This is a genomic window from Bacillus sp. AFS055030, assembly GCF_002574545.1.
In the GTDB taxonomy this organism is placed as follows: domain Bacteria; phylum Bacillota; class Bacilli; order Bacillales; family Bacillaceae_G; genus Gottfriedia.
The window spans coordinates 1-17,858 of sequence record NZ_NUGT01000016.1 but is presented as its reverse complement, the minus strand read 5'-3'; the positions used below and the strand labels follow the sequence as shown (position 1 = coordinate 17,858).

The following is a 17,858-nucleotide window of genomic DNA, read 5'->3' as shown; positions in this document are numbered from 1 at the left end:
ACTTAAGAGACAATCTATAATATTACTTCGGAGCTAATTGTCAGAATTTTCTATTTTTTAAGGTAAAATTAGAAAATAATTAACTTTTTAAATAGAAAATTAAAAAATTACTAAAAATAGGATTAGAGGAGGCTCATATGAATTTATTTCGAAAAAAATCAGTTACCAGTAGTTCGCCTAGTTCACTTAAACAAGTTCTAGGAGCGTTTGATCTTACAATGTTAGGTATCGGTGCCATCATCGGTACAGGTATATTCGTATTAACTGGCGTAGCAGCAGCTGATTACGCCGGTCCAGCACTTATTCTTTCTTTTATTATCGCAGGTTTAGCTTGTACATTCGCTGCACTTTGTTACTCTGAATTTGCATCAATGATTCCAGAGGCTGGTAGCGCTTACACTTATAGTTATGTTGCTTTTGGTGAAGTCATCGCATGGATATTAGGTTGGGATATGGTATTAGAGTATGGACTTGCATCTTCAGCAGTTGCAAGTGGATGGTCTGGATACTTCCAAAGTTTATTACACGGTTTTGGAGTAAATCTTCCAACAGCTTTAACAAGTGCATTTGATCCCTCTAAACATACTATTATTGATTTACCGGCAGTAATCATTGTTTTACTTGTAACGTTTATTCTTACTAGAGGTGTTCGAGAGTCAGCAAAACTTAACACGATCATGGTAATTGTAAAATTAGCAGTAGTTGCACTTTTCATCGTAGTAGGTGTTTGGTACGTTGAACCACATAACTGGACTCCATTTATGCCAATGGGCTTCCATGGAGTAACAGCTGGTGCTGCTGTAGTAGTATTTGCTTACTTTGGATTTGACGCAGTATCAACCGCAGCTGAGGAAGTTAAAAACCCTCAACGCAACTTACCAATCGGTATTATCTCTGCTTTAACAATTTGTACAATCTTATATATTGTCGTTTCATTAATTCTTACTGGTATCGTACCGTTTGATCAATTAGGTGTTAAAGACCCTGTTGCTTTTGCACTAGCATTTATCCACCAAGATTGGGCTGCTGGATTCATCTCACTAGGCGCAATCATCGGTATTACAACAGTATTAATCGTAATGATGTTTGGACAAACTCGTCTATTCTATGCAATCAGTAAAGATGGTTTATTACCAGGTAAATTATCAAAAGTTAATAAGAAAACTTCAGTTCCTGTAACAAGCACTTGGGTAACTGGCGGATTAGTTGCTTTATTCGCTGGCTTAATTCCATTAAACAAATTAGCTGAATTAACAAATATCGGTACTCTTTTCGCTTTCTCTGCTGTTTCTCTTGGTATTCTTGTATTAAGAAAAACTCGTCCAGACTTAAAGCGTGGATTTAAAACTCCTTGGGTACCTGTAGTACCTGTATTAGCTGTTGTATTCTGTGTATATTTAATGCTTCAACTTTCATCATTTACTTGGAAAGGTTTCGTAGTTTGGTTAGTAATCGGTTTAGTAATTTACGTAGCATACGGATATAAAAATAGTAAACTAAACAATAAAAATAAGTTTGATAAGGATTCAAATCAAACTGCATAAGTAATAAAATAATCTGCAAAAGTATAGAAATCCCACTATAGTAACCTATAGTGGGATTTTGTTGTCTGTTACATATTTTCCTAAACAATCTAGAATAACTATAGATATCTACAGCAAAAAAAATTTATGATATGATACGACTTAAGAAATTTTAATTTTCGAATGAACAGGAGCTGTTAAAATGTTCCCATTAAAAAATTATTATGAATCATTTATTAAAAAAGATCTTATTGGAGTGAAACGAGATATCGCACTAAAACGACTAAGTAATTTACTTGCTTGTCAAAAGATTAGTAAAGATACAAAAGAAGTAGTGCATATTCGATATTTTACTTGTACCGAATCACTCCAGCCTACTGACAATTATTTAGGTACAATTGCTGTGAAGTTTCAAAATGGTTATGTAGTTGAAACAGCCATTTCACTTCCTAAGGAAAAATAAATCATTTATTAAAACTTACGTCTAGGTATAAGCCTAATTACATTATAGACTAGTTTCATAGTTGGCAAAAAAACATACGATACATTATCCACCTCTCCTAATTGTAATTTCAATTAGTTCATGACCCTAAGGGAGTTTTCCCTTAAATATCGTATGAAGGAGGTCACATGTATGAGTACTGGACATCACGGACACCATCTTAACGGTTTTGCTTTAATCGTTGTTCTATTCATCTTATTAATCATTGTTGGAGCAGCTTGCTGGTCTGGATATGATGGATATGGACACCACTGGTAATCAATAAAAACTATAAAACTCCTGTTAAATTTTAACAGGAGTTTTTTTTTTTATATAAAAACTTGTACTTGAATATGAATACTCAGGGTATCCCCTTGTTAATAATATGTTAGGTTTCTATTTTTAATTAAGAGGAGGTTCCTTATGAACAAACAACGCGCTCAAGAAATTGCTTCTTCACCTGAGATGGCTAATGTGACATATAATGGAGTGCCAATTTACATTCAACATGTTGATGAGACAAATGAAACTGCCAGAATCTATCCGCTAGGTCAACCAGATCGAGAAGAAGAAGTTTCAATCAATAGTTTGTCAGAACATTAATTCTTGAGTAAAAAACAAACCTCTTTATTAATGAGGTTTGTTTTTGCTTTGTTACTCCATATTACCAACTTAAGCTTTCGATTAGATTGCATTTAAGGCATTCTTGTATCGTATCTTTTTTCTGGAAATCATGCACACAATTTTTTTGAATTGTGTGCAGTTCACTTTTTAATTGATTCATATTTCTTTCTAGATTCTTTATTTCGTTTATGATTTCTTCTACCCTATTCATATAAGGCTCACACCCTTATTGATAGATTTCTCCGCCTTGTTTTCTAAATTCAAGTGCTTTTTCTTTCATTCCTTCTTCAATGGTTGAATCATTCTGAAGTTCTTCTTGTTTTACTATGTCTCGAATATCTTGTGAGATTCTCATACTACAGAATTTTGGACCACACATTGAACAAAAATGTGCTGTTTTAGCCCCTTCAGCAGGCAATGTTTCATCGTGGTATTCAACTGCTCTTTCAGGATCAAGAGAAAGATTAAACTGATCACGCCATCTAAATTCAAATCTTGCTTTTGAAAGTGCATCATCTCTTTTTTGTGCACCGGGATGTCCTTTTGCTAAGTCAGCTGCATGCGCCGCTATTTTGTATGTAATAACACCTACTCTTACATCTTCTTTATTTGGAAGACCTAAATGCTCTTTCGGAGTTACATAACAAAGCATCGCAGTACCAAACCAACCAATCATTGCTGCACCGATTGCTGATGTAATGTGATCGTAGCCAGGAGCAATATCAGTCGTTAACGGTCCTAATGTATAAAATGGTGCTTCCTGACAAATTTCTAATTGTTTATCCATATTCTCTTTAATTAAGTGCATTGGTACATGTCCTGGTCCTTCAATCATAACTTGAACATCGTGTTTCCATGCAATTTTTGTTAACTCGCCTAATGTTTCTAACTCGGAAAACTGTGCTTCGTCATTTGCATCGGCGATTGAACCTGGTCTCAGACCATCTCCTAAAGAGAATGTTACGTCATAACGCTTCATAATTTCACAAATTTCTTCAAAATGAGTATATAAAAAGTTCTCTTTATGGTGAGCTAAACACCACTGAGCCATAATAGAACCACCACGAGATACAATTCCTGTTACTCGTTTTGCTGTTAATGGAATATAGCGTAATAATACACCCGCGTGAATCGTAAAATAGTCTACCCCTTGTTCCGCTTGCTCGATTAGAGTATCTCGAAACACTTCCCAACTTAAATCTTCAGCAATTCCATTAACTTTTTCTAGTGCTTGATAAATCGGAACTGTGCCTACTGGTACTGGTGAGTTACGGATGATCCATTCACGTGTTGTATGAATATTCTTCCCAGTTGAAAGATCCATCATCGTATCTGCTCCCCAACGAGTAGCCCATGTCATTTTTTCTACTTCTTCTTCAATCGAAGACGTGACAGCTGAATTACCTATATTGGCGTTTATTTTCACATGAAAATTACGACCGATGATCATTGGCTCACTTTCAGGGTGATTAATATTCGATGGAATGACAGCTCTTCCTTTTGCAACCTCATCACGAACAAATTCAGCAGAAACATTTTCTCGAATCGCAATAAATTCCATCTCAGGTGTAATAATCCCTTTACGAGCATAATGCATTTGAGTAATATTTTGATTATCCTTTGCACGTAACGGTTTTCTTTTTAACCCTTTAAATACTTCAACATTTTGTTGATCTGTCTCTTTTCGATATCCATTATCTTCAGGCTTTATTTCACGCCCTTCATACTCTTCAACATCATTTCGTTCGATTACCCAGTTTTGTCTAATCGCCTTAAGTCCTTTTCGAATATCAACTGAGCTAGCTGAATCTGTGTAAGGTCCACTTGTGTCGTATACTCTAACTGGAGCATTTTCTTCTTCGCCAAAAGTGCCAGTTGTTGGGCTTAATTGAATCTCACGCATTGGCACCTTAATGTCAGGTCTAGATCCTTCAACATACACTTTCTTACTCCCTGAAAAACTAGACATGATAGAAAAATTCATTTCATTTACAGAATTGTTCATTTGATTTCATTCCCCTTTATAATTTGATTAAAAAGGACGAAATCCAATCCATTCAAAGCATGAAAAAAGCCGGCGTCTTATTTTAAAGACCCGGCTAAGTGTTAGCAAAACTACATTAACAATTAGATAATCATTAATGAAAAATTTCTAACTTCCCCACGCTGGTATGAACCAGATCAGGTCCTGAGGGTTAAGAAACTTAATAACGTTTCTCTCTCAGCCCAAATAATTGGACACCCCTAGTCAATCGATTAAATTGTTCAAACTAAATATAAACCCGCAAATTTAAAATGTAAATGTTTTTATTTCCCTAAATTTTTACAGAAATCCCAAAATAAAAAAATTATGGTTTTTTTATACTCTCAAAAACACTTGAATTCACTACACTTCAAGCCATATTTCTAGTAAAAAAATGGACTAGTAAAAAAATTTAGTATTGAATATTATTTTTTATATGCTATGCTAAAATTAATTTTCATACATATTCATCACTAGGGGATCCCTTGATAAGGGCTGAGAATAAAGTAGTTACTTTTAAACCCTCAAAACCTGAACAGGCTAGTACCTGCGTAGGAAAGTGGCGCATTTTATATTTTTCTTCGCGTGTAATGTAACCACTTTCTTTTTTTTAGGAAAGTGGTTTTTTTGTTTGAAAAAATCTTGAAAATGAAAGAGGCTGGGACATGGAACTTATTGCAATTACAGATGATCAGCACTCAGTCGAAGTACTTGCTACAAAAATAATTCAAATAATCGATGCAGTCGACTATGTACAAATTCGCGAAAAGTCCAAAACAGCAATCGAGCTACTATCACTCTTAAATCTACTAAAATTAAACAAAGTAGATATGAAAAAAATTGTTTTAAATGATCGTTTAGATATCGCTATTTTCTCTAATCTATCAAATATTCACTTACCAGGACATGGTCTTCCTCTTGTTGATGTAAAAGAATATTTTCCTAATTTACGAGTAGGAAAATCAGTCCATACACTAACTGAAGCAATACAGGCAGAAAATGATCAAGCTGACTATATTATGTACGGTCATTGCTTTGAAACTAAGTGTAAAAATGGATTAACACCAAACGGGATTGAACTAATTCCTGAAATGAAAAAAACGTTAACGATACCGATCTATGCAGTCGGAGGAATATTACCTGAACATATCCAAGTTCTAAAAGAGAACGATATAGATGGTATAGCTGTAATGTCTGGCATATTTTCTGCCCGAAATCCTCTAGAAGCTGCGCTGCAATATTTTGAAAGGTGCAAATTTGCTTATGAACAAGAAATTTGATGTTGCTGTAATTGGTGGTGGAATAATAGGTTGTTCAATAGCTTATTATCTAGCAAAAGAAAACATAAATGTCGCAGTTCTTGAAGGTCAGCAAGTTGGACAGAAAACAACTAAAGCTGCTGCTGGAATGCTTGGTGCCCATTCCGAGTGGGATCAATCTGAGTCATTTTTTTCATTTGCTAGAAACAGTCAATTAACTTATTTTCACCTTAGAGAAGAATTAAAAGAACTTTGTGGAATTGATATTGAACTTAAAAATGGTGGCATTTTCAAACTAGCTTATACAGATTTAGAAAAAAAACAATTAACTCCGCTACTCACTCAAACTTCAGCGCTTTGGTATAACCAGGAGGAGTTAAAAAAACAGATACCTGGAGTCCATCCTAGCATAATTGGAGCAGCTTATATTGAAGACGATGTAAATGTATTACCTGTTTCTGTCTGTAACGCGTTTTGCAAAGGTGCTCAAATGTTAGGTGCATCTATTTTTGAATATACACATGTGTTTCAGATTCAAAAAAACGATTCACATTATTTAATTAAAACAACAAATGGCAATTTTGAAGCAGAAACGATTGTAATTGCAAGCGGCGTTTGGAGTAATTCATTGTTTCAACAGCTTGGATTACATCACGAAATTATTCCCGTTAAAGGTGAATGTATCTCGGTCAGAAGTGAAAAAGTTGCTTTAAAACACACTCTTTTCCATGAACAAAATTATATTGTTCCAAGAAATGACGGTCGCCTTGTGATCGGAGCTACGATGGTGGATAACGAATGGAATGAGAACCCTAGCTTAAAAGGGATTGAGTCATTAATACAAAACGCTAAAAAAATGCTTCCCGAAATTGAAGAGATGAAAATTGATTCTTTCTGGGCAGGATTACGACCGCGAACGCTCGACTATCATCCCTTTATAGGAACTCATCCAGAGGATGATCAAATCTTATTTGCGACCGGCCATTTTAGAAATGGTGTTTTACTTGCACCAGCAACTGGAAAATTAATTCGGGATTTGATTCTTAAACAAAAAGTCGATCATAGCTGGATTGAAGCATTTAAAATCAATCGTTAACTTTAATGATTTGGGGGTGTAGACATTTGGAAATAAGATTAAACGGAAAGAATATCGAAATTTCCAGCAAAACTTGTACAATTCAGGATCTGCTTAATGAATATCAATTAGAAAACCGAATTGTTATTGTCGAAGTTAATAAAGAAATTATTTATAAAGAGCAGTATTCATTAACTAATCTCTCTAACGGAGATTCTGTAGAACTTATACATTTTGTAGGTGGTGGCTAATCATGTTAAAAATAGGAAATCATACGTTTCATTCAAGATTATTATTAGGAACAGGAAAATACCCTTCATTTGAAGTCCAGAAAGAAGCTGTTGAAGTATCGGAAGCTGAGATCCTAACTTTTGCTGTTAGACGAATGAATATTTTTGAGGAATCTCAACCAAATTTTCTTGAGCAATTAGATTTATCCAAATATAGATTATTGCCAAATACAGCTGGTGCAAAAACTGCTAAAGAGGCAGTTAGAATTGCAAAATTGGCAAAAGCATCAGGCTTATGCGATATGATCAAGGTTGAAGTAATTGGGTGTGATAAATCATTACTACCCGATCCAATCGAAACATTAAAAGCATCAGAAATGTTATTAAATGAAGGGTTTATAGTATTACCTTATACTTCTGACGATGTTGTCCTTGCAAGAAGACTAGAAGAACTTGGTGTCCATGCGATTATGCCAGGTGCATCTCCAATCGGTTCCGGAAAAGGAATTATTAATCCTTTAAATCTAAAATTTATCATTGAGCAATCAAATGTACCTGTTATAGTAGATGCCGGAATCGGGTCTCCAAAAGATGCAGCTTTTGCAATGGAGCTAGGAGCTGATGGTGTACTTTTAAATACAGCGGTTTCTAATGCAAAAGATCCTGTAAAAATGGCTGTTGCGATGAAGCTTGCTATTGAAGCAGGAAGGCTTGGTTATGAGGCAGGCAGAATTGAAGAAAAAAATTATGGTGAAGCTAGTAGCCCAATCACAGGGTTGGTGAATTCTTGACAAACCGTTATGCAAAACAAGAATTATTTTTAGGAAAAGATCGTCAATCAAACTTGCAAAAATCCAGTGCCATTATTATTGGTGTAGGTGCACTAGGCTCATCAATAGCAGAAATGCTTGTCAGAGCAGGCATTGGAAATATAACAATTGTTGACCGTGACTACGTCGAATGGACAAATTTACAAAGGCAGTCTCTTTATATTGAAGAAGATGCTAGAAATAAATTACCTAAAGTAATTGCAGCTAAAAATCGACTTCAACAAATTAATAGTGAAGTGTCCATTACTAGTATAATAAAAGATATTACTAGTCTTAATATTGAAGAGCTGATTAAAGGTCACACAATCATACTAGATGCAACAGATAATTTCGAAACTAGAATGGTTGTGAATGATGCAGCCATTAAGCATGGTATTCCTTTTATTTTTGGTGCGTGTGTTGGAAGCTATGGCCTCTCGTTTCCAATTATTCCAGGAAAAACTCCTTGTCTTAACTGTTTATTAAATCATATACCAACTATAAATATGACTTGCGATACAGTAGGAGTTATCAGTCCAATTGTACAAATGATTGCTGCCTACCAAGTAACCTATGCCCTGCAATATCTTACGAACTATGAAATTTCACCAATCTTACAATCAATTGATGTTTGGAAGCATGAAAAGTCTGATATAAACATCGAAAAATTGAAAAATAAAAAGTGCCCAACATGTGGCTCTATAAGAAGTTATCCATTTTTAAAAAATGATGACCAGATGAAGTCATATGTTTTATGCGGAAGAGATGCAGTCCAATTAAAAACAGAGTCTCCTCAACTACCAACACTAAGTAGCCTCTCTCAAAGATTACTAGGATTAGTAGATGATTTGATCGTAAATCCTTATTTGTTGTCATGTACTATTGAAGATCATCGCATTGTTTTATTTAAAGATGGTCGAGCAATTATTCATGGGACAAAGGAACCTACAGTAGCGAAAGAACTTTATCGTAAAGTTATTGATATAATAGAAAAAACCGCAGATATGGAGCCAAATATTTTATAAAACTAGTAAGATCTAAATAATAGAAAAAAGCAGGAAAATGTTCCCTGCTTTTTTCTGTTTAATTTATGGTACATCCACAACAAATGGTACAATAAACACTTCACCATTTTGTTTAAACTGTCCCCATATTTTATATAATCCTTTTTTAGGAAAACTAGTCATAAATTCTGCATCAGGTCCACTCGATTTTTCATTCATCGGATGGACATGTAGGTAAGTATTCGTATCCCCACTAATCGCAACAACATGACCAATAGCACCCAAATAAGGCTGTAAATCATTTATATCTTTTTTTGTTTTAGCATCTTTAATCGTAAATGTCATTTTAACTTCATCATTTGTCGTCAATTTATTAAATTTTAAAGTAACCTCTTTTCCATCAATTACTTTTGTTAATATTTTATCTGGTATTAGTGAAATTGGTTTGGCTTGATGTCCCGATACTTTCACTAATTCGGATTTTAAATTTTTATCGGAGCCCTTAGGTATAAAATCCGCAAATAACTTATATTCACCGCCATTTGGGAAGTTTGGTGTGACTGTAAATAATCCTTTTCCCTTATATTGTGGATGCAAATGGTCAAAAAATGACAAATCCTTACTTACAACGATCAAGTGCATCAATTTTTCATGTTCAATTTCGAACTGATCAACTGGTTTACCTTTTAAACTATTAACCTGTATGTGTAACTCTACTTTCTTATCACTCTCTGGACTACCATTAAATGAAAATTTTACTTGAGTAGAATTCATTTCTTCTTTTGTTTCATGATTCATATTTTGATGAGTTGATCCCGTGTGTGTCTTACCTTCACAACCACTTAATGCAAGAACAGTAAAAAAGCTAAGTAATAACAATATGTATTTCATCTAAATTTCCCCCGCTATAGTATTTTTCCCAAAATAAAAAGCGAACCCGTAGTCCGCCTTTAATTTGTTAGATAACACTTTGTTTAAACGATATCATACCCTTGATCTTCAATAGCTTCTTTCACTTTCTCAATTGTTTCAGCGTTTGAAGTATTGAATGTTACTTCTTTATTTTCCAAACTTACGATTATATTATTTGTACCAGGCACACCTTCTACCGCTTTCATAACTGCAGCTTTGCAGTGTCCACATGTCATACCTTCTACTTTTAAAACTGTTTCCATTACTAAACCCTCCTAAATTTTTATGCGTTTTAACCTTAATGCATTTATGACAACCGATACAGAGCTAAAAGCCATTGCAGCACCTGCAATCCATGGCTGCAACAACCCTAAAGCTGCAATCGGTATACCTAAACTGTTATAAAATAACGCCCAAAATAAATTTTGACGTATATTATTCATTGTTTTCTTACTTAAGTTAATAGCTTTTGGAATATGTGATAAATCGCCACCTACTAGCGTAACATCTGCTGTTTCAATCGCCACATCTGCACCAGTACCGATCGCCATACCAATATCAGCTTTAGCAAGAGCCGGAGCATCATTAATCCCATCTCCAACCATCGCAACAATCTTCCCTTGTTTTTGCAGTTTTGCAACGATATCTGCTTTTTTCTCTGGTAGAACTTCAGCAAATACATTTTCAATCCCAACTTGATCTGCAATCGCCTTTGCTGTGTGTTTATTATCACCGGTTACCATAAAAACTTCTATTTTTAAATCCTTTAATGCTTTTATCGCATTTCTTGAAGATTCTTTAATTGTATCGGCTACTGCAATAATACCTTCCAGCTTCTCGTCGATTGCTACTAGCATTCCTGTTTTCCCAGCAGATTCAAATATGATTAATTGTTCTTCAACTGGCGAAAAATCGATATTCTTTTCATTCATTAACTTTCTAGTACCGATATATACCTTTTTATTTTCAATCAAAGCTTCTACTCCATATCCAGGTATGGCAGTAAATTCTGTAATATCAGCTAGTTGCAATTGCTGTTTAAGAGCGTATTGAACAATTGCTTGTGCTAGTGGATGCTCTGACATTTTTTCTACACTTGCAATGAGCTTCAATAAATCCTCTCGCTGATTTATATTAATGAGATCAGTTACTTCGGGCTTGCCTTTTGTAACAGTACCCGTTTTATCAAGAATGATTGTATTAATTTTTTGTGTCGTTTCTAAAAATTCTCCACCTTTGTATAAAATCCCATTTTCCGCACCTTTTCCACTTCCAACCATAATCGAAGTTGGCGTAGCAAGTCCTAAAGCACAAGGACATGCGATGACTAAAACAGCTATTGCTACTTCAATTGACTTAGGTAAATTTTGTGGATCGACTACAAAAAACCAAATGATAAATGTTAATATAGCTATGCCAATTACAATTGGAACAAATAGATTCGAAATTCGATCTGCTAATCTTTGAATAGGAGCTTTTGAACCTTGTGCCTCTTCAACTATTTTCACTATATTTGCTAGTGCCGTATCCTTACCGATCTTTTCAGCTCGAACCGTCAAAATACCATTTCCATTAACTGTTGCCCCAACAACTTTATCATCAGCCTTTTTATCAACTGGTAATGACTCACCCGTAATCATTGATTCATCAACTGTAGAAACACCTGATACAATCATACCATCGACAGGTATTTTCTCACCCGGTTTTACTAGAAGGAGATCTCCAACCTTTACAGCTTCCAATGGTACATGAATTTCTTTTCCATTTTCTATAACGATTGCTTCCTTAGCTTGTAATTCCATGAGTTTTGAAATTGCTTCAGTCGTTTTCCCTTTCGCAATATGCTCAAAATATTTTCCAAGTAAAACTAATGTTATTAAAACCGCACTTGTCTCAAAATATAGATGTGGCGTATACATACCATTATTTATTGTCTTAATAGACTCAACTAAGCTATAAAAGTAAGCAGCTGAAGTTCCAAGGACTACAAGCACATCCATATTTGCACTATAATTTCGTATTGCTTTAAATGCTCCGACATAAAACTGCCAACCTATAATAAACTGAACTGGAGTTGCAAACAAAAGTTGTAACCATGGATTCATTAATAAATGTGGCATCCAAATATTTGTACTAAATGGCAGATGAGATACCATCGAATACAATAGCGGAATTGAAAGTAAGATTGAAACGATTAATTGAATCCGTTTGTTTCTTGTTGTGTCTTTTTCTTTCACTCCATTTTCGTCTTTTAAGGATGCAACATAACCGATGTGACTAATTTTATCTATAATGGATTGAATTCTTAATACTTCAGGTAAATAAGAAATCGTTGCTATATTCATAGCTAGATTCACATTTATTTGAACAACCCCATCCATTTTTCCTATTACTTTTTCGATTCGAGCTGAACAAGCAGCACATGTCATTCCTTCAATATTTAACGTAATTTTTTCAACTGCAACCTCATAACCAATCGAATGGATTTTTTCTATTAAATCAGAAGTTTGATATTGCCCTGTATCATAGATAATAGTAGCTTTTTCTAATGCAAGATTCACATTTGCTTGTAGGCCGTCCATTCGGTTTAAGCTTTTTTCGATTCGGGTTGCACATGCGGCGCAAGTCATCCCCTCTATACCGAGGGTTAACTGCTTTGCATCACTCATTCTAATCACCCCCCTTTACTTTACGTAACGCTTAATAACCTCCATTAATTCGTTTACCGATTCTTCGCCATTATTTTCTTTAACTGCCTTAACCATACAATGATTCGCATGTCTTTCAATTAAAGAAAAACTTACCTTTTTCATAGCGGCTTCAACCGCCATAATTTGTGTCAAAATATCTATACAATAACGGTCTTCTTCCACCATTTTTTGAATACCTCTTACTTGCCCCTCTATTCTGCGAAGACGTTTCATTAAATCGTTAATTTCTTCTTCACTTCTTGGAACCATTTGATCATCATGGCAATTTTCCATCTTATCACCTCACTATCATTATATACTCATAGGGGGTATAGGTGTCAATTTTTAATTCTAATTATTTTATGTTGTCCATATGATGATAAAAAAGCGACTAGTTAGGGGGTATCATATATGTTCACCAGTTGGGTATGTATTAGTTTAATGCTCTTTATAACGATCATTTCAATCCATCTCAAACCCAAAAATAATGACCAGATGCATCAAATGATGTATATGATGATGATCAGTATGTCTACTGGTTTAACAATAGGTGTGCTCATTACACTTTCAAATCACCAACAATTTTTCAATTCCTTACTTATTTCAATGGGCGTATCTGCACTCATCGGATTATGTATCGGCTTTCGATTACATTTTCTTGCACTAATCGAGGGGATCTTTACTGGAATGATGGCCGGTATGATGGGGAGTATGATTGTTGTCATGGTATCTATAAGTGAGGCAAAAGCTTTATTATTAATTTGTTTATTATTAGTAACTTGTTCATGCATATTTTGTTCTACTATGTTTTTAAGTCAGCGATTTCCAAAACTACTATCATCATTCTTTCCAGTAATTATTATTTCTAGCATGTTGCTCATCTTAACTGTGTTTTATTCTTTTACTCATTTTGAAACTACTTCTGTTTCCAAGAACTATAATATGAATGAGTTGAAATAGTAAAAAGACACCCTCAAATATAGGGTGTCTTTCCTATTTTAAAAATTTCTATTTAGTAGAGCATTTCATTTATTAATTGAAACTTTGTAATGAACAATTTCATCAAAATACTTTAAATGAATTTGTTCCTTATTAATTTCATCTTTAAAATATCGTTCATGGATCAATACTTTTGCAATGTATTCTTTTCGAATATGCTCTTTTGCATCTTCAAGAGCAGTAACTGCCTCAACTAAATCTGCCATTTTATTTGCGATTTTCTTTACATTATATGTTTGAGTATTAGCATCTAAATTAGCTGTATAAAGAACAATTTCATTTAATTCCTCTAGCTTTTTCTTTACGATTTCACTCTCATCTACTAATGTTTGAGGTGTATTTACTAATTTTTCTTCAATATATGATTTAAAAACTTGATAACCATTCATTTTGTTAAATAGTCTTAAAATCTCTAAACCTAAAATATTTGCTGTTCCTTCCCAAACTGTAAGTACTTGAGCATCTCGTAAAAGTCGAGGTGTAACAAAATCTTCAATATAACCATTCCCTCCATGCATTTCAATCGCTTCATGTGAGAAATGAATTGCTTCTTCTGCAGTACGCATTTTTAATATAGCAATTAAAAGTCTTACTAATGTTTGTTCTTCGGTTGTTCCATTTTCATTACCAACCACTCGATCATATAAGGCCACTAAATTAAATACTGCACTTGTTTGTACTTCCTGAATGGTTGCAAGTTTTGCTAATGTCTCTTGTATCATTGGAAAATTCGTTAATATTTGTCCAAATGCTGGTCTATTTTCAGCATATTTTTTCGCTTCTACATAAGCTCTTCTCATAATTCCAACAGAAGCTACAGCATTACATATTCTAGATAAATTCAATGCTTCCATCATGTAGTTAATTCCTCTGGAAGGATCTCCGATTAGAAATGCTTTCGCTCCATTAAATTCAACTTCTCCTGATGGAACTGCTCTTACACCTAACTTATCTTTTAAGCGACGAATCGTGAATCCATTATTTGTACCGTCATCATTCTTCCAAGGCACTAAAAATAAACTTAATCCCTTACTTCCAGGTACAGCTCCCTCAATTCTTGCTAAAATCGTTGTAATCCCACATTGACCTGCATTACTAGCAAAATATTTTTCTCCGTATATACGATAATACTCTCCCTCTTTAACTGCTTTTACTACATTGGCCCCAACATCTGAACCACCCTGTCTTTCAGTTAAAAAGGTCGCTCCTTCATATAATTCTGTTTCCCCAGTCGATAATAAATGCGGGAGATATTTTTCTTTTAATGCTTCATTTGCATATCTTTCAACTAAAAACGTAGCAGCCATTGATAATGTTACTGGACAATAAAACCCAGCTTCAGTCTGTGATAATAAATAACCTTGCGCATAGGAATAAATATAATTCCCCTTTATACCAAGTTCTGGAATTGGTTTATGAATATAGCTAACAATCCCTCTATTATAAGTATCTTTTACAGTTTGCTTATAACCTTCGTTTACCCAAACATGTGAAATATCATTACCATATGCATCGTATTTGATTAAACGTGGTTGACCTTCTCGATCTGTGTGAATTGCACGTTGATCGATTTCATTCGCACAAAGCTCTCCAAATTCTTCTAATTCTTTATTAGCCCATGCAAAAAAATCTTCATTAAAATATTTTCTTAAAGTCATCTGTAGATTAGGATCTTCTTTATAAAAATTCATGTACTTCTCCCTCCAAGTATTATTACTGAATCTCTAATAAATTCCGCTCAAGTTTACCCTTCATTTTAATAATTTCTTCTTTTAATTGAATTAAATCGTTTATTTTTTTATCTAACTCTATAACCTTCTGATTTCCATATTCAATTGTTTTTTGTAATTGTTTTTCACCTGTCTGATCAATCGTAAATAAATCTATCATTTCTTTTATTTCTTGCAGATTAAAGCCTAAATTTTTACCTCTTTGTATTAAATAAAGACGTGTACGATCTTTTTGAGAGTACCTTCTTCTACCACTTTCTGTATAGGTAGGCATCAATAATCCGATTTCTTCATAATACCTAAGAGTTCTATGAGTCATGTTAAAATCATTTGTCATCTCTCGAATCGAATAGAATGTCAAAATGCCCTCCTCCTTCTAGCTATAGCTTCATTATAAATCTTACGTAAGCGTAAGTTTCAAGATAGATTCCTTCGACAAAAAATTTGAAGATAAAGGACTTTTTAAAAATATGTATTCTTACTACCTTCTACTTTTCCTGCCTTTTTTTGGTATAACGTTTTGAATTTCTGCAAAGCATAAATTTATCTGTAGCCTTAGGCTTATTAAATTCAATTAGTTCCTAATCATAGTGAACTAGAAGGAGATTTCAATGAGGAAAACTATTGCAGATTTACTGATTGATTCATTGATTCAGGCAGGAGTTACTAGAATTTATGGTATTGTTGGCGATTCTTTAAATGCTGTTTTGGATTCAATTAAAAACTCAAAAAGAATTGAATGGATTGGCGTTCGCCATGAAGAGGTTGCGGCTTTTGCTGCAGGTTCAGATGCGCTAATGAGTGGAAGTATTGCAGTTTGTGCAGGAAGCAGTGGTCCAGGTAATCTTCACCTAATTAACGGATTATACGATTGTCACAGAAGCCGTATTCCTGTGCTTGCGATTGCTGCTCAGATTCCAAGCATCGAAATTGGAAGTGAGTATTTTCAACAAACTCGTCCTGAGCAATTATTTAAAGAATGCAGTCATTTTTGTGAAACGGTATATAGAGCAGAACAAATGCCTCGTCTAGCAACGATCGCAATGCAACATGCAATCGCAAGAAAAGGTGTATCTGTACTTGTTTTACCGGGAGACATAGCTGCTTTAGAAGATCGTCAAACAGTTCCTGAACAAGTTATTCACGTAACGAATCCACTGATTAGTCCATCTAAACCTGAATTGGAAAAACTGGCAGGATTTCTTAACGATGGTAAGAAAATTACATTACTTTGCGGAGCAGGATGTGAAGGTGCTCATTCTCACTTAATGCTCCTTTGTGAGAAGTTAAAATCTCCAATGGTTATTGCACTTAGAGGAAAAGAATTCCTTGAATACGATAATCCATACAATGCTGGGTTAACCGGATTAATTGGCTACTCATCAGGGTATCACGCGATCATGGATTGCGATGTTTTATTAATGCTTGGAACAGATTTTCCGTATCGACAATTTTACCCAGACGATGCAGTGATCTTGCAAGTAGATGTTCGAGCTGAGCATCTAGGCCGACGAGCTGCACTTACTTATGGACTATGCGGAGATGTAAAAGAAACAATTAGTCAGTTATTACCTCTCTTAACTGATGTAAAAGATTCAAGCCATCTAGAAAAGTATGTTGCAGCATATAAAAATGTTCGTGAAGACTTAGATAAATTTGCTGTAGGAACACCAGGACGTACACCGATCCACCCTCAGTATTTAACTAAAATTGTAAGTGACCTTGCAAGTGAAGATGCTATCTTTACATGTGATGTCGGTACGCCAACTTTATGGGCTGCAAGATATTTACAAATGAATGGAAAAAGAAGATTACTTGGTTCATTTAATCATGGAACGATGGCCAACGCCATGCCTCAAGCAATCGGTGCTCAAGTTTCACAACCAGGTCGTCAAGTCGTCGCGTTATGCGGTGATGGTGGATTATCAATGTTAATGGGAGATTTATTAACAATACATCAACATAAATTACCTGTAAAAATGGTTGTATTTAATAATAGTGCGCTAAGTTTCGTAGAATTAGAAATGAAGGCTGCTGGTTACTTAGAAACTGGAACATCTCTAGAAAATCCTAACTTTGCATCTTTAGCACAAGCAATGGGAATTGAAGGTATTCGTGTTGAGGATCCCGCTGATTTAGAATCCGCTGTACAACGTGCGTTTGAACACAATGGACCGACATTAATCGATGTTTTAGTAAACCGTCAAGAACTAGCAATGCCTCCTAAAGTAACTATTGAACAAGCACATGGATTTACATTATGGACATTAAAAGCTGTATTAAATGGACATGCAAGTGACGTCATTGATCTTGCTAAAACGAATCTTTTAGACCGATTCCATCTATAATGAAAGAACCCGTTCGATTTGAACGGGTTCTTTCAGAGTGTTGAAAAATGAGATTGTCAACTACACCAATTTTTGGGTGATTTCCACTAAAACCTGTCAGGAGTAAGGAACTTTCACATTTTCGCTGGTGTACTTCCTCATGAACCTGTTA

General features: G+C 34.6%; 18 protein-coding genes and 2 riboswitches. Of the genes, 11 read left to right on the top strand and 7 right to left on the bottom strand.

Annotated features, from left to right (window positions below; genetic code table 11):
* Positions 1–137: 137 nt before the first annotated feature.
* From bcaP to CN925_RS06395, 4 genes are all read left to right on the top strand, one after another.
* Positions 138–1,544, top strand: a complete 1,407-nt coding sequence (gene bcaP / locus CN925_RS06410; protein WP_098845432.1) for a branched-chain amino acid transporter BcaP — start codon at positions 138–140, stop codon at positions 1,542–1,544.
* A gap of 181 nt (positions 1,545–1,725) precedes the next feature.
* Positions 1,726–1,986: a hypothetical protein gene (locus CN925_RS06405; protein WP_098845431.1), complete on the top strand. Its 261-nt coding sequence runs from the start codon at positions 1,726–1,728 to the stop codon at positions 1,984–1,986.
* Between the two features lie 171 nt (positions 1,987–2,157).
* Positions 2,158–2,283, top strand: coding sequence for a YjcZ family sporulation protein (locus CN925_RS06400; protein ID WP_098845430.1), 126 nt, complete (start codon positions 2,158–2,160; stop codon positions 2,281–2,283).
* A 144-nt stretch (positions 2,284–2,427) separates the two neighbouring features.
* A complete protein-coding gene (locus CN925_RS06395; RefSeq protein ID WP_056467551.1) occupies positions 2,428–2,607 on the top strand; it encodes a small acid-soluble spore protein H in 180 nt (59 codons plus the stop codon).
* 247 nt (positions 2,608–2,854) lie between these two features.
* On the opposite strand, the gene thiC is transcribed toward CN925_RS06395, so the two are convergent.
* Entirely contained in the window at positions 2,855–4,633 is a 1,779-nt protein-coding gene (gene thiC, locus CN925_RS06390) for a phosphomethylpyrimidine synthase ThiC (protein WP_098845429.1), read from the bottom strand.
* A gap of 136 nt (positions 4,634–4,769) precedes the next feature.
* Positions 4,770–4,884: riboswitch (TPP riboswitch) on the bottom strand.
* A gap of 232 nt (positions 4,885–5,116) precedes the next feature.
* Positions 5,117–5,226, top strand: a riboswitch (TPP riboswitch).
* 90 nt (positions 5,227–5,316) lie between these two features.
* On the opposite strand from thiC, the gene CN925_RS06385 reads away from it, so the two are divergent.
* Genes CN925_RS06385 through CN925_RS06365 form a run of 5 tightly spaced genes read left to right on the top strand, consistent with a single transcriptional unit; the run spans position 5,317 to position 9,049 of the window.
* Entirely contained in the window at positions 5,317–5,931 is a 615-nt protein-coding gene (locus CN925_RS06385; RefSeq protein WP_098845428.1) for a thiamine phosphate synthase, read from the top strand.
* Positions 5,915–7,006 carry a glycine oxidase ThiO gene (gene thiO, locus CN925_RS06380; RefSeq protein ID WP_098845427.1) on the top strand — a complete coding sequence of 364 codons (1,092 nt, stop codon included), beginning with the start codon at positions 5,915–5,917 and terminating at the stop codon, positions 7,004–7,006. The genes CN925_RS06385 and thiO overlap by 17 nt, the downstream gene beginning before the upstream one ends.
* A 26-nt stretch (positions 7,007–7,032) precedes the next feature.
* On the top strand, positions 7,033–7,236 hold the full coding sequence (gene thiS / locus CN925_RS06375; RefSeq protein ID WP_098845426.1) for a sulfur carrier protein ThiS: 204 nt from the start codon (positions 7,033–7,035) through the stop codon (positions 7,234–7,236).
* Positions 7,237–7,238: 2 nt separating this feature from the next.
* Positions 7,239–8,006: a thiazole synthase gene (locus tag CN925_RS06370; RefSeq protein WP_098845425.1), complete on the top strand. Its 768-nt coding sequence runs from the start codon at positions 7,239–7,241 to the stop codon at positions 8,004–8,006.
* Positions 8,003–9,049, top strand: coding sequence for a ThiF family adenylyltransferase (locus tag CN925_RS06365; RefSeq protein ID WP_098845424.1), 1,047 nt, complete (start codon positions 8,003–8,005; stop codon positions 9,047–9,049). The genes CN925_RS06370 and CN925_RS06365 overlap by 4 nt, the downstream gene beginning before the upstream one ends.
* 63 nt (positions 9,050–9,112) lie before the next feature.
* On the opposite strand, the gene CN925_RS06360 is transcribed toward CN925_RS06365, so the two are convergent.
* From CN925_RS06360 to CN925_RS06345, 4 genes are all read right to left on the bottom strand, one after another.
* Positions 9,113–9,919, bottom strand: a complete 807-nt coding sequence (locus CN925_RS06360; RefSeq protein WP_098845423.1) for an EexN family lipoprotein — start codon at positions 9,917–9,919, stop codon at positions 9,113–9,115.
* Between the two features lie 83 nt (positions 9,920–10,002).
* The gene (locus CN925_RS06355) at positions 10,003–10,203 is read right to left on the bottom strand and encodes a cation transporter (protein WP_098845422.1); all 201 of its coding nucleotides are present in this window, start codon (positions 10,201–10,203) and stop codon (positions 10,003–10,005) included.
* Between the two features lie 12 nt (positions 10,204–10,215).
* Entirely contained in the window at positions 10,216–12,609 is a 2,394-nt protein-coding gene (locus tag CN925_RS06350; protein WP_098845421.1) for a heavy metal translocating P-type ATPase, read from the bottom strand.
* Positions 12,610–12,624: 15 nt separating this feature from the next.
* Positions 12,625–12,924 (bottom strand): metal-sensing transcriptional repressor, encoded by a 300-nt coding sequence (locus tag CN925_RS06345; RefSeq protein ID WP_098845420.1) that lies wholly within the window; start codon positions 12,922–12,924, stop codon positions 12,625–12,627.
* A gap of 117 nt (positions 12,925–13,041) precedes the next feature.
* Between CN925_RS06345 and CN925_RS06340 the strand changes: the two genes are divergently transcribed.
* Positions 13,042–13,590: a hypothetical protein gene (locus CN925_RS06340; protein WP_098845419.1), complete on the top strand. Its 549-nt coding sequence runs from the start codon at positions 13,042–13,044 to the stop codon at positions 13,588–13,590.
* Between the two features lie 65 nt (positions 13,591–13,655).
* Here CN925_RS06340 and CN925_RS06335 read toward each other — a convergent pair whose 3' ends face one another.
* Together CN925_RS06335 and CN925_RS06330 are read right to left on the bottom strand one after the other, a co-directional pair.
* Positions 13,656–15,320, bottom strand: a complete 1,665-nt coding sequence (locus CN925_RS06335) for an acyl-CoA dehydrogenase family protein (protein WP_098845418.1) — start codon at positions 15,318–15,320, stop codon at positions 13,656–13,658.
* A 22-nt stretch (positions 15,321–15,342) separates the two neighbouring features.
* Positions 15,343–15,720 carry a MerR family transcriptional regulator gene (locus CN925_RS06330; RefSeq protein WP_098845417.1) on the bottom strand — a complete coding sequence of 126 codons (378 nt, stop codon included), beginning with the start codon at positions 15,718–15,720 and terminating at the stop codon, positions 15,343–15,345.
* 250 nt (positions 15,721–15,970) lie between these two features.
* Here CN925_RS06330 and poxB point away from each other — a divergent pair, with 250 nt between their 5' ends.
* Positions 15,971–17,707, top strand: coding sequence for a ubiquinone-dependent pyruvate dehydrogenase (gene poxB / locus CN925_RS06325; protein WP_098845416.1), 1,737 nt, complete (start codon positions 15,971–15,973; stop codon positions 17,705–17,707).
* Positions 17,708–17,858 lie beyond the last annotated feature (151 nt).

Coding starts and splice junctions, on each gene's coding strand:
- thiC (WP_098845429.1), bottom strand. CDS start 4,633: ATGAACAATTCTGTAAATGAAATGAATTTTTCTATCATGTCTAGTTTT.
- CN925_RS06400 (WP_098845430.1), top strand. CDS start 2,158: ATGAGTACTGGACATCACGGACACCATCTTAACGGTTTTGCTTTAATC.
- CN925_RS06405 (WP_098845431.1), top strand. CDS start 1,726: ATGTTCCCATTAAAAAATTATTATGAATCATTTATTAAAAAAGATCTT.
- CN925_RS06340 (WP_098845419.1), top strand. CDS start 13,042: ATGTTCACCAGTTGGGTATGTATTAGTTTAATGCTCTTTATAACGATC.
- CN925_RS06350 (WP_098845421.1), bottom strand. CDS start 12,609: ATGAGTGATGCAAAGCAGTTAACCCTCGGTATAGAGGGGATGACTTGC.
- CN925_RS06370 (WP_098845425.1), top strand. CDS start 7,239: ATGTTAAAAATAGGAAATCATACGTTTCATTCAAGATTATTATTAGGA.
- thiO (WP_098845427.1), top strand. CDS start 5,915: ATGAACAAGAAATTTGATGTTGCTGTAATTGGTGGTGGAATAATAGGT.
- CN925_RS06385 (WP_098845428.1), top strand. CDS start 5,317: ATGGAACTTATTGCAATTACAGATGATCAGCACTCAGTCGAAGTACTT.
- CN925_RS06395 (WP_056467551.1), top strand. CDS start 2,428: ATGAACAAACAACGCGCTCAAGAAATTGCTTCTTCACCTGAGATGGCT.
- poxB (WP_098845416.1), top strand. CDS start 15,971: ATGAGGAAAACTATTGCAGATTTACTGATTGATTCATTGATTCAGGCA.
- bcaP (WP_098845432.1), top strand. CDS start 138: ATGAATTTATTTCGAAAAAAATCAGTTACCAGTAGTTCGCCTAGTTCA.
- CN925_RS06335 (WP_098845418.1), bottom strand. CDS start 15,320: ATGAATTTTTATAAAGAAGATCCTAATCTACAGATGACTTTAAGAAAA.
- CN925_RS06355 (WP_098845422.1), bottom strand. CDS start 10,203: ATGGAAACAGTTTTAAAAGTAGAAGGTATGACATGTGGACACTGCAAA.
- CN925_RS06345 (WP_098845420.1), bottom strand. CDS start 12,924: ATGGAAAATTGCCATGATGATCAAATGGTTCCAAGAAGTGAAGAAGAA.
- CN925_RS06360 (WP_098845423.1), bottom strand. CDS start 9,919: ATGAAATACATATTGTTATTACTTAGCTTTTTTACTGTTCTTGCATTA.